Below are 12,539 nucleotides of genomic sequence, written 5' to 3' on the forward strand. Positions count from 1 at the left end.
AGTGAAGAGCGCTCGGCCGCCGCTGGTCGTCCACGACGCGCGCACGAACAACCTCACCGGTGTGACGGTGCGGATCCCGTCGCCCGCGTTGACGGTCGTCACCGGGGTCTCGGGTTCCGGCAAGTCCTCCCTGGTGTTCGAGACGATCGCCAAGGAGTCGCAACGGCAGCTCAACGAGGTGTTCCCGCTGTTCATCCGCAACCGGCTGCCGAAGTTCGAGCGGCCCGACTTCGAGCGGATCGAGAACCTGGCGCCCGCGATCGTGGTCGACCAGCGCAACCTGGGGCGCAGCGCCCGTTCCACCGTCGGCACGCTGACCGAGATCCAGCCGATGTTGCGGGTGCTGTTCTCGCGGCACGGCAAGCCCAGCGCGGGTGAGTCCACCGCGTACTCGTTCAACGCGCCCGAGGGCATGTGCCCGGAGTGCGAAGGGCTGGGGGAGGTGCTGTCCGTCGTCGTCGACCGCCTGCTGGACCGGTCGAAGTCGCTCAACGAGGGCGCCATCCAACACCCGTCGTTCGCCGTGGGCACCAACTACTGGAAGCGCTACGCCACCGCGCACTACCACGTCGAGCAGCCCGGCAAGGGACTGGGCGAGCCGCTGTTCGACCCGGACCTGCCGGTGCGGGACTACCCCGAGGACAAGCTCGAACTGCTGCTGTACGGCGGTGGCTTCCAGACCGACCGGCTCGACGACCTCGGCAACGTCGCGGTCAACGATTACGAGGGCCTGGTGGACCGGTTCACCCGCCGCTTCGTCAAGCCGGGGCTCGACTCGCTCAAGCCCAAGGACCGCAAGCACGTCGAGCCGCTCGTGGACAAGCAGCGCTGCCGCGCCTGCAAGGGCACCCGGCTCGCGCCCGCGGTGCTCAAGTCCAAGATAGACGGTTACAACATCGCCGACCTGTGCGCCATGCAGGTGACCGACCTCATCGAGACCCTGCGGAAGCTGGAGAAGGCCGTCGGCGACAGCTCGGTGCTGCAACCCCCGCTGGCCGCGCTGCGCCGCATGGAGGAGGTCGGGCTCGGGTACCTGTCGTTGGACCGGTCCTCCACCAGCCTCTCCGGCGGCGAGGGCCAGCGGCTGAAGACGGTGCGCCACCTCGGCTCCAGCCTCACCGGCATGACCTACGTGTTCGACGAGCCCAGCGTGGGGCTGCACCCGCGTGACGTCGAGCGGTTGATCTCGCTGCTGTTCCAGTTGCGGGACAAGGGCAACATCGTGCTCGTCGTCGAGCACAACCGCGCCGTCATCGAGGCCGCCGACCACGTCATCGACATCGGGCCGGGCGCGGGCGCCCACGGCGGCACGGTGACCTTCGAGGGCACCCCGGCCGCGCTGGCCAAGAGCGACACGGCGACCGGCCGGGAGCTGCGCGCGCCGATCACCACGCGCGAGCCGCGCCCGTTCACCGACACCCTGAAGGTGCGCAAGGCGTCGCTGAACAACCTGCGCGACGTCGACGTGGACTTCCCGCTCGGCGTGCTCACCGCGGTGACCGGGGTGGCGGGTTCGGGCAAGAGCACGCTGGCCACCAAGGTGCTGCCGCGGCAGCACCCGGACATCGTGGTGATCGACCAGAGCGCCGTGGGCATCAACCCGCGCTCCACCCCGGCGACCTACGCCAAGGTCTGGGACCTCATCCGGCAGCGGTTCGCCCAGGAGCACGGCGTCAAGCCCGGCCTGTTCAGCTTCAACGCCGAGGGCGCCTGCCCCACCTGCAAGGGTCGGGGCACCGTCACCAGCGACATGGCCTACCTGGACCCGGTCACCGTGGTCTGCGAGACCTGCCGCGGCCGCCGGTTCGACCCCGCCGTGCTCGACTACAAGATCGGCGCCCGCTCGATCGCCGACGTGCTGGAGACCACGATCGAGGAGGCCGTCGAGCAGTTCCACGACGTCGCCGTGACCGACCGGCTCAAGCCGTTCCTCGACGTCGGCCTGGGGTACCTCACCCTGGGCAGGTCGCTGTCGGAGCTGTCCGGCGGCGAGCGCCAGCGGGTGAAGCTGGCCAGCAGGCTGTCGGTCAAGGGCACGGTGGTGGTGTTCGACGAACCCACCTCCGGCCTGCACATGGCCGACGTCAGGCACCTCGTGGAGCTGTTCGACCGGATCATCGACGCGGGCAACACCGTCATCGTCATCGAACACGACCTGGACGTCGTGAAGATCGCCGACTGGGTGATCGACCTCGGGCCCGACGCGGGCACCGAGGGCGGCCGCGTGGTCTTCGAGGGCACGCCCGCCGACCTCGCCCGACACAAGGAGAGCCTCACCGGCCGCTACCTCGCCAAGGAGAGGAGCTGACAGCATGACCGCGTCGAGCACGACGGCGACGCCCAGGACCACCACCCCCGCGACGGCTCCCGTCGCCCGGGCCGTCACCACCGAGACCATCGCCGAGGCGTTCACCCGCACCGCGCGCGAGCACGCCGGGCGCGAGGCGCTGTCCGACGGGACGACCACGCTGACCTACGCCGAGCTGGACGCCCGCACCGACCGGCTCGCCCACGCGCTGCGCGGGCGCGGCCTGGGACCGGGCGACCGGCTGGGCGTGCACCTCGACCGCTCGCTGCCCCTCTACGAGGTGTTCCTCGGCGCGTTGAAGGCGGGCCTGGTCGTGGTGCCGTTCAACCCGGACCACCCGGGCGGGCACAAGGCGCGGATGCACCGCGTGGCCGAGCCCGCGCTCGTGCTCACCGACTCGGCGGATCCCGTCGACGGCCTGCCCGGGCGTGACTGCCTGCCGGTGGCGGAGCTGACCGCCGCCGCGCGGTCGGCGCCGGCCGGCCCGGTGGCCTCGGGCGTGGGCCCGGACGACCCGGCGTTCGTGCTGTTCACCTCCGGGTCCACCGGCGAGCCGAAGGGCGTCGTCATCGCGCACCGGGGCATCGCGCGGGTGTCGCGGCACCTGACGGGCTACACCCCGGGGCCGGGGGACCGGTTCCTGCAGTTGGCGCAGCCGTCGTTCGCCGCGTCGACCACCGACATCTGGACCTGCCTGCTGCGCGGCGGCAGGCTCACCGTCGCACCCCAGCGGGTGCCGCCGCTGGGCGAGCTGGCCCGCCTCGCCGCCCGCGAGGGCACCACCGTGCTCAACCTGCCCGTGGGGCTGTTCAACCTGCTCGTCGAGCACCACCCGGAGACCATCGCCCGGGCCCGCTGGGTGATCGTCAGCGGTGACTTCCCGTCCGTGCCGCACCTGGCGCGGGCGCTGGAGGTGGCGGGCGGCGAGGTCTTCAACGCCTTCGGCTGCACGGAGAACTCCGCGCTGACCGCCGTGCACAGGCTGACCCCCGCCGACCTCGACAGCCCGGAGGTGCCGGTCGGCCACGCCATGCCCACCGTGGAGCTGAGCGTGCGCGACGAGGACCTGCGCGAGTGCCCGCCGGGCCGCGTCGGGGAGCTGTGCATCGCCGGTGAGGGCCTGGCCCTGGGTTACCTCGGCGACCCCGCGCTGACCGACCGCAAGTTCGCCGTGCGCGACGGCAAGCGGTTGCTGCGCACCGGCGACCTGGCCAAGCGGACCGCCGACGGCGCGATCGTCCTGGCCGGGCGCGCCGACCAGATGCTGAAGATCCGCGGCTTCCGCGTCGAGCCCCGGCAGGTCGAGGTGTGCGCCGAGGAGCTGCCCGGCGTGCAGCGCGCGGTGGCCCAGGCCGTGCCCGACGGCGGCGCCGCCACCCGCCTGGCGCTGGCGTGCCTGCGCGCCTCCGGGCACGACGTCACCGAGGCCGAGCTGCTGGAGCACCTGCGCGCGCACCTGCCCGACTACCTGGTCCCGTCCGTCGTCGACGTCCTCGACGAGTTCCCGCTCAACGCCAACGGCAAGGTCGACCGCGCGGAACTAGCCGCCCGGCTGGCGAAGGGCGCGGACGGCCCACCGGACGCCGCCGCAGCACCGGGTGGCGGCCTGGTCCGGATCGTCCGCGACCTGCTCGCCGAGGTCATCGGCGACCCCGCCGTCGACGCCGACACCGGCCTCATCGAGGCGGGCGCGACCTCGCTGCACCTGATCGACCTGGGCGCCCGGCTGGAGGAGGTCACCGGCGTCGCCCTGGCCCCCGACGAGATCGCCGACGCCGGTTCGGCCCGCGGGATCGCCGACCTGGTCCGCACGAGGAGGGCGCGAGGCTGACATGACCGCCACCCACGAGAAGACCCTCGGGGACGCGCCCGGCTTCGAGCACTTCCCGCCGTCCCCCGCGCAGGGCGGCCTGTGGTTCGACAGCACCTACGGCGCCGACCCCACCGCCTACAACCAACCGCTGGTCCTGCGCCCGACCTCGGCCCTCGACCACGACGTGCTGGTCGAGGCGCTGCGCGTGGTGCACCGCGACCACTCGGCGTTGCGGACCACCTTCGAGATGACCGACGACGGCGAGGTCCGGCAGGTCGTGCACCCGGACCTGCCGCCGATCGTCGACGTCCGCGACCAGCCCGAGGGGCAGTCGGACGACTGGGTGGCCGAGCAGGTCGCCGAGGTCGCGGGCACCGTCTTCGACCTGCGCCGGGGCCCGCTGGCCCGGGTGCGGCACCTGCGGACGGCCGGCGGGGCCCGCAGCGTGCTGGTGTTCAACGTGCACCACACCGTCTTCGACGGCATGTCGTGGAAGCCGTACCTCAGCCACCTGGAGGCGGCCTACACCGCGATCGCGCGCGGCGACGCGCCCCCGCCCCCGCCCGCGCGGCAGGCCGTGGAGGCGTACGCGCGCTGGGCCGGCGCCGCCGAGAACGCGACGGCGTTGGCGTACTGGCGCGACAAGCTCGGCGACGCGCCCGCCGCCCCGCCGGTGGGGCTGCCCGCCGAGGGCCGGCCCCGCAACGTCACCCGCGAACTGGTCCTCGACGAGGACCTGTCGGCCGCGGTGCGCGCCTTCTGCCTGGCCGAAGGCGTCACCACCAGCATGTTCTTCACCGCCCTGTACTTCGTGCTGCTGCACCGGCACACCCGGCAGGACGACATCCTGGTCGGCATGCCGGTGACGGTGCGCGAAGCCGCCGACGCCGGGGTCGTCGGGCACCTCACCAACACCGCGGTGCTGCGCCACCGCCTCGCCGACGGCGCCACCGCCCGCGACGTGCTGGCCGCGGTGCGCCGCGAGCTGCTCGCGGTGCTGCGCCACCGGCACACCCCGCTGGAGGCGGTCGTCGGGCAACTGCGCGACCAGGGCCGGTCCGCGGACCTGTTCACCGCCATGATCACGGTGATGCCGGCCAGCGCGCGCGTCCTCGACCTCCCCGAGTGGGGTGTGCGGACCTGGGACTACACCCCCGGTGGCGCCAAGTACGACCTGGCGCTCGTCGTGGACGAGGGCACCGACCGGTTCACCCTCGTCGTCGAGCACACCACGGCCTCGCCGGAGGGCGGCCCGTTCGCCGCCTACCTGGCGCAGCGGCTCAGGACGCTGGCCGAGAGCGTGCTCGCCGCACCGGACACCCCCGTGCGGGACCTGCGCTGGATCGGCGACGAGGAGCAGCGGGCGCTCGTGCGGCACTGCGCGCGCCTGGCCGACGCGCCCACCCTCGGCACCGAGGTGACCGACGACCTGGTCCGGGCGGGCGCGGCCACCGGCGGTTCCGACCCCGCCATCGTCGCCGACGGCCGCGTGCTCAGCCACGCCGAGCTCGACCGCCGGGTCGACTCCGTCGCCGCGGGCCTGGCCGACCTCGGGGTGGGCCAGGCGCGCCCGGTCGCCGTGCTGCTGCGCCCCGGCCTGGACCTGGTGACCACCATGCTGGCCGTCCTGCGGGCCGGGGGCAGCTACGTCACCTTCGACCTCGGCCAACCGCGCGACCGGCTCTCCTTCGCGTTGGCCGACTGCGGGGCCCGGCTGCTCGTCGCGGCCACGAGCGCCGACCTGGAGGGCGTCACGCTCCCCGACGGCCTGGACGTGGTCGCGGTGTCCGACCTGGACACCGGGCGGCCGTTCCCGACCGCCGCCCGCAAGTCGCCCACCGATCCCGTCTACACCGTCTACACCTCCGGCTCCACCGGCAGGCCCAAGGGGGTCGTGCTGCCGGAGGTCACGCTGACCAACCTGGTGCGCAACCAGGACGTGCTGTCCTCCGGCCGGCGGATGCGGACGTTGCAGTACATGTCGCCCGCCTTCGACGTCATCGCCGAAGAGGTGTTCGGCACCCTCTGCACGGGCGGCACGCTCGTCGTCCCGCCCACCGACATCCGCACCGACTTCCCCGCGCTGGCCCGGTTCCTCGCCGAGCAGCGCGTCGAGCGGGCGTTCTTCCCGTACGTGGCGCTGCGCGAGCTCGCGGCCGTGCTGGCCTCGTCCACAGTGGACCTGAGCTGCCTGCGGGAGGTGTACGTTACGGGGGAGCGGCTGACCATCACCGACGACCTGCGCGCGATGTTCCGGCGCTACCCGAACGCGCGCCTGAGCAACATCTACGGGCCCTCCGAGGCGCACCTGTGCACCGGTGAGGAGCTGGCCGCCGACCCGACCGCGTGGCCGACGCTGCCGCCCATCGGGCGGGTGGTCGCGGGCGTCGACGCCAGGGTGCTCGTCGACGGCGACCGGTGGGCACCGTTCGGCGTCGAGGGCGAGCTGTGCGTGGCCGGACCCGTGGTCTCCCCGGGCTACCTCGGCCTGCCGGAGAAGACCCGCCAGGCCATGGTGGACGACCCGTTCACGCCCGGGCAGCGGATGTACCGCACCGGGGACGTCGTCGTGCTCACCCCCGACGGCAGGCTGCACTACCGGGGCCGGGCCGACGACCAGGTCAAGATCCGCGGCTACCGGGTGGAGCCCGCCGAGGTGGAGGCCGTCCTGGAGCGGCTGCTCGACGTCGAGGCGGCGGTCGTGGTGGACGTGCCCGCGGGCGCGGACCGCGTGCTGCACGGCTTCGTGCGCTCCACGGCGGAACCCCCGGACGACTGGCGCGCCCGGGTGGCCGCCGAGCTGCCCGGGTACATGATCCCGCGGGAGGTCACCCGGCTCGACGCCCTCCCGATCACCTCCAACGGCAAGACCGACCGCCGCGCCCTGCGCGCCCTGGCGGAGGGCCACGACGCCGCCGCGCCGCGACCCGCGGTCGAGGCGACCTGGTCGCGGTCCGAGCAGGCCGTGGCCGAGGTGTGGGGCGAGGTGCTCGGCCACCGGCCCGCCACGCCCGACGACGACTTCTTCACCCTCGGCGGCCACTCGCTGCTGGCCGCCCGCCTGCACCGGCTGGTGCGCCGGCGCTTCTCCACCGACGTGCCGCTGTCGGCGCTGCTCGCCACGCCCACCGTGCGCGGCATGGCGGCGAGCCTGGCGGGCTCGACCACGCCCCAGGCGCCCGACCTGCGGGCCGACGCGCGGCTGCACCACCTGGTCGTGGGGCGGCGTCGCGAGCCGGCGGACGGCACCGTGCTGCTGACCGGCGCCACCGGTTTCCTCGGCAGCCACCTGCTCGACGAGCTGCACCGCACCGGCCGCCGGGTGACCTGCCTGGTCCGCGCCGACGGCGTCGACCAGGCGCGGCAACGCCTGCGGGACGCGTACGCCAAGTTCGCCCTCGACTCGTCGCGGCTGGACGAGGTCGAGGTCGTCGTGGGCGACCTGGCCGAACCGCGGCTCGGGCTCGGCGACGACTTCGAGCGGCTGGCGCTCGGGGTGCGGGAGGTCTACCACGCCGCGGCGCACATCAACTTCGCCGCCCCGTACCACACGGTCAAGCGCGGCAACGTCGACGGCCTGCGGCGCGTGCTCGACCTGTGCGCGGTCAACCGCACGCCGCTGCGGCTGATCTCCACCCTCGGCGTCTTCCCGCCGGACTCCACCCCGGACACCGTCACCGAGGGGACCGTGCCGGGCGACCCGGACTCGCTGGGCATCGGGTACTCGCAGAGCAAGTGGGTCGCCGACCGGTTGGCGCTCCAAGCCCGCGAAGCCGGGTTGCCGGTCACCGTCCACCGGGTGGGCCGCATCGGCGGGCACAGCCGCACCGGCGCGTGCCGCAACGACGACTTCTTCTGGTTGCAGCTCAAGGGCTTCGCCCTGCTCGGCCGCTACCCGGCCGATATCACCGAGGCCGCCCCGGTCGACCTGCTGCCCGTCGACCACGTCGCCGAGGCCGTCGTGCGGCTCTCCGAGCACGAACCGGACGACCGCACGTGGCACATCCACCACGCCGTCGGCCTGGGCTGGCCCGAGATCATCGACGTGCTCCGCGAGCGCGGTTACGCCGTGGAGCCGACCAGCCGCGCCGACTGGCTCTCGGCCCTGGAGCGCCAGGCCGAGCACGACGACCAGGGCGGCGGCCTCGGCTCGCTGGTCCCCCTCATGCGCGAGGGCGTGATGCGCCTGGGGAGGCACACCTTCGACAACGAGCGGACCAGGCGCGCGTTGGCGGCGGTCGGCTGCCCGCAACCAGGACCGGACACGGGGTGGGTCCACCGGATGTTCGACTACTTCCAGGACATCGGGGCCGTCCCGTCGCCGGAGGGGAGGCACCATGTCTGACCGGGCGATACGTTCGGTGGCGATCATCGGCGCGGGACCCGTGGGCTGCGCCCTGGCCACGTTGCTGCGCCGACAGGGGCTGACCGTCGACGTCTTCGAACGCCGGCCGGAGTCGGCGGGCGGGGGCAGCGGGCACTCGTTCAACCTCACCCTCACCTCGCGCGGGCTGGACTGCCTGCCGCGCTCGGTGAAGCGCCGCCTGTACCTGCAGGGCGCGGTGCTCACCAAGCGGATCATCCACCACCGCGACGGGGCCATCTCGACGCAGCCCTACGGCACCGCCGACGCCCACCACCTGGTGTCCATCCCGCGCCGCGTCCTGCAGGACCTGCTGCGCGACCAGGCGCTGCGCTCGGGAGCGGAGATCCACTACGAACGCGCGTGCGTCGACGTGGACACCGCGCGCCCGGCCGTGCTGCTGCGCGACCGCGACGGCGCGACGTCGTGGGTGGAGGCGGACCTGGTGGTCGGCTGCGACGGCGCCAACAGCGCCGTGCGGGAGGCGATCGCCGCGAAGCACCCCGGCGAGCTGCTCGTGACCAGCGAGACGATCGCCCACGGCCACGCCGAGATCACCATGGACTACGCCGACGCCGACCCCACCGGCATGCACCTGTGGCCGCGCGGCGACCACTTCCTGCAAGCGCAGCCCAACCGGGACCGCACGTTCACCACCAGCCTCTTCCGGCCGCTGGACGGTGACGCCCGCAGCCCCCGCTTCGCGGGGCTGGGCTCGCCCGACGCGGTCGCCGACTACTGCGCCACCGAGTTCCCGGACGTCTTCGACCGGATGGCGGGGGTCGAGCGGGACCTGGCGGGCAGGCGGCCGGGCAGGCTGCGCATCGTCACGTGCGCGCCGTACCACCACGGGCGCGTGGTGCTCGTCGGTGACGCCGCCCACGCCGTCGTGCCGTTCTTCGGGCAGGGCGTGAACTGCAGTTTCGAGGACACCGCCACCCTGGCCGCGCTGGTGGAGAAGGCCCGGTTCACCGCGGGCGCCCACGCCGGCGACACCGCCGGGGCGGTCGTCGCCGAGTACAGCGACATCCGGGTGCGCGCGGGCCACGCGCTGGCCGAGTTGTCACTGCGCAACCTGGAGGAGCTGTCCGACCGGGTGGACAGCTCCTCCTTCCTGGCGCGGCGGGCCCTGGAGCGGCGGTTGCACGAAGTCCACCCCGACCTGTTCACGCCCCTGTACCAGTTGGTCGCGTTCACCACGATGTCCTACGACACCGCGCAGCGGGTGCACGCCGAGCTCAGCGCGGCCCTGGACGAGGTGTGCGCGGGCCGGGACCCGGTGGCGGAACGGGACGCGATCATCGGCGACTTCGCGCGCCTGTACGGCGGCGCGGGCAGCCGGGCGAGCCATGCCTGCTGACCGGCCGCGTCACCTCGACAGTGGGAAGGGGGTGGGAGCCCCGGCGGTCTCGACCGGGGCCCCACCCCCGCCGTCGGCGTGGTCCTCCCGGCCCACGTCGGTGAAGCGGAAACCCACCCCGCGCACCGTGACGATCCAGTGGCCCGCGCCCAGCTTGCGGCGCAGGCTGCTGACGTGCGTGTCGATGGTGCGGCTGGCCAGCGGGGTGACGTCGTCCTCGACGCTGTCGTACCCCCAGACGCGGCGCAGCAGCTCGGCGCGGGTGAACACCCTGTCCGGCTCCGCGGCGAGCAGGTGCAGCAACTCGAACTCCTTGCGGGTGGTCTCGACCACCCGGTCGCCGACCCGCACCTCCCTCAGCGTGGGGTGGATGCGCAGCTCTCCGAAGGTGATCACGGGTGGCGACAACACCTTGGCCCGCCGCAGCAGCGCGCCCAGGCGGGCGACCAGCTCACGGCTGTGGTACGGCTTCTCGACGCAGTCGTCGCAGCCCGCCTCGAGCGCGAGCACGCGTTCGAGCTGGGAGAACGACGCGAAGGCGATCATCGGGACGTCGCTGACGGCGCGCAGCTCCCGGCACAGCGTGAGGCCGTCGAACTCGGCCAGGTCCAGGTCGATGAACACCACGTCCGCGGCGCGGTGGGCGACCATCGTCTCGGCCGCCGTGGCCACGTGCACCGGGTCGTACCCGTGCCTGCGCAAGTCGTTGAGGGTCTCCTCGGTGCCGTCACAGTCGGCGACGACTAATACTCGGTGTCCACCACCGATCACTTCTCTACCCCCATCCTGGTTCGAGCACGTCGACTCTGAAGTCTCCACGTACCCGGCTTCATTCCAACGAAACCCGCACTTCACGAGGGTTGTCGGCCACGGGTGGCGTGCCGCGTCCCCCGATCGGAGTGCAACAGCCCATGAGGGCGATTATCCCAGCGCGAAAGGATGAGTGATGGGCGGCGAACAGAGCAACGGGACCGACCGCGCGGCGCCACGCCGCCTGCCCGCCGGTCCGTGGCGCGGCCTGGCCCTGCTGACCTTCCCCCTGATCGTCCTGGCCCTCGACGTCAGCGTGCTGTTCCTGGCCGCCCCGGTGCTGGGCCGCGATCTCGGCGCGGGCCCCACCGAGCTGCTGTGGATCACCGACGTCTACAGCTTCGTCATCGCCGGTTTCCTCATCGTCATGGGCGCGGTCGGTGACCGGGTCGGGCGGCGCAAGCTGCTGGTCGTGGGCTGCCTGTCGTTCGCGGCGGCGTCCGTGCTCACCGCCTTCGCCCCGACGCCGGCGGTCCTCATCGCCGCCAGGGCCCTGCTCGGCCTCGCCGGCGCCACGCTGATGCCGTCCACCCTGGCCCTGATCCGGGTGCTGTTCCCCGACGAAGCCCAGCGGCAGAAGGCGATCGCGGTCTGGATGACCGCGTTCTCCGCGTCGGTGGCGGTCGGCCCGGTGCTCGGCGGGATCGTCATCGACCAGCTCTGGTGGGGTGCGGTGTTCCTGTTCCCCGTGCCGTTCCTGGTGGTGTTCGCGCTGCTGGCCCACCGCTTCCTGCCCGAGCAGCGCGCCGAGCGCCCGCAGCCGCTGGACCTGGCGAGCGTCGCGCTCATCGCGCCCGCCATGCTGGGGCTCGCTTACACGATCAAGTCCCTCGCCGTCGGTGATCTCGGCGTGGTCACCGCGGCCGTGTTCGCCGCCTCCGTGATCGCCGGCGTGGTCGCGGTCCGCCGCCAGTTCCGCGTGACCGGTCCGCTGATCGAACCCGCGCTGCTGACCAACCGGCGGGTGCTCGGCGCGCTGGCGCTGCTGCTGATGGGCGTCAGCGCGATGAACGGGTTCTACTTCCTGGCACCCCAGTACTTCCAGCACGTCCAAGGCCGCTCCGCCTCGTCCACCGGCCTGCTCCTGCTGCCGTTGGCCCTCACCGCCGTGGTGGCGTCCCTGGTGACGCCCCCGCTGCTGGGCCTGGTCCGCCCGCCGCTGCTGGTCGCGGGGTGCGCCGCCCTGTCGGGCGCGGGTTTCGTGCTGCTGGCCCTGTGGTCGGGGCCGCTGTCGGCGGTCGCCCTGACCGCGCTGGGGTGTGTGATCGTGGCGGGGATCAGCGCCCTGGGGGTCGTCATGACGGACCTCGTCGTCGGCGTCGCCCCGCCGGAACACGCGGGCGCGGCGGCGGGCATGTCCGAGACCGCGGGGGAGCTGGGCGTGGCGCTGGGCGTCGCCGTCATGGGCTCCATCTCCGTCTTCGCCTACCGCACCACCGTCGTGGACGACCCGGCCGCCCTGGACCCCGCCACCCGCGCCGCCGTCGCCGAGTCCGTCACGACCGCCCGCGCCGTCGCCGACGACTCGCCCGACCCCGCCCGCGTCCTGGACACCATGAGCAACGCCTTCGACGCGGGCCTGTCCTGGTCCGCCGCCGCTGCCGCCGTCGCCATGGCGGTCTGCGTCACCCTGGCCCTCACCCTCCTGCGCAAGGCCCACACCCCGGCGGACCAGACCGGGACCGGCTGACCGGGAAGAGCCGCTCCCGGCGGTCCGACCAGTCGAACGCAGAGTTGTTCGGAGGCAGAGGAATTGGGGTGATCCGCGCGCGCTGATGTCATGAAACACCTTGCGACGCAAGGACTTTGGGCGAAGGTGTCCACTGCTCGGGACGGATGATCGCGGCAGGCGCATTTCTGTACATTCACCACCGTCTCGCTCACC

6 protein-coding genes are annotated in these 12,539 nt (G+C 73.2%); 5 read left to right on the top strand and 1 reads right to left on the bottom strand.

What is annotated here, in order from left to right; all coding sequences use genetic code 11:
* Position 1 precedes the first annotated feature (1 nt).
* From LZG04_RS37270 to LZG04_RS37285, 4 genes are read left to right on the top strand one after another with little or no spacing between them, the layout of a single operon-like run.
* The gene (locus LZG04_RS37270) at positions 2–2,308 is read left to right on the top strand and encodes an excinuclease ABC subunit UvrA (RefSeq protein ID WP_233826251.1); all 2,307 of its coding nucleotides are present in this window, start codon (positions 2–4) and stop codon (positions 2,306–2,308) included.
* 4 nt (positions 2,309–2,312) lie between these two features.
* Positions 2,313–4,139: a non-ribosomal peptide synthetase gene (locus LZG04_RS37275; RefSeq protein ID WP_233826252.1), complete on the top strand. Its 1,827-nt coding sequence runs from the start codon at positions 2,313–2,315 to the stop codon at positions 4,137–4,139.
* 1 nt (position 4,140) lies between these two features.
* Positions 4,141–8,466, top strand: coding sequence for an amino acid adenylation domain-containing protein (locus tag LZG04_RS37280; protein ID WP_233826253.1), 4,326 nt, complete (start codon positions 4,141–4,143; stop codon positions 8,464–8,466).
* The gene (locus tag LZG04_RS37285) at positions 8,459–9,844 is read left to right on the top strand and encodes an NAD(P)/FAD-dependent oxidoreductase (RefSeq protein ID WP_233826254.1); all 1,386 of its coding nucleotides are present in this window, start codon (positions 8,459–8,461) and stop codon (positions 9,842–9,844) included. Before LZG04_RS37280 ends, LZG04_RS37285 begins: the two co-directional genes overlap by 8 nt.
* 9 nt (positions 9,845–9,853) lie before the next feature.
* Here LZG04_RS37285 and LZG04_RS37290 read toward each other — a convergent pair whose 3' ends face one another.
* Positions 9,854–10,546 carry a response regulator transcription factor gene (locus LZG04_RS37290; protein ID WP_233826255.1) on the bottom strand — a complete coding sequence of 231 codons (693 nt, stop codon included), beginning with the start codon at positions 10,544–10,546 and terminating at the stop codon, positions 9,854–9,856.
* Between the two features lie 244 nt (positions 10,547–10,790).
* Between LZG04_RS37290 and LZG04_RS37295 the strand changes: the two genes are divergently transcribed.
* Positions 10,791–12,344, top strand: a complete 1,554-nt coding sequence (locus LZG04_RS37295) for an MFS transporter (protein ID WP_233826257.1) — start codon at positions 10,791–10,793, stop codon at positions 12,342–12,344.
* Positions 12,345–12,539: the final 195 nt, after the last annotated feature.

Source organism: Saccharothrix sp. S26, assembly GCF_021390395.1.
Lineage (GTDB): Bacteria > Actinomycetota > Actinomycetes > Mycobacteriales > Pseudonocardiaceae > Actinosynnema.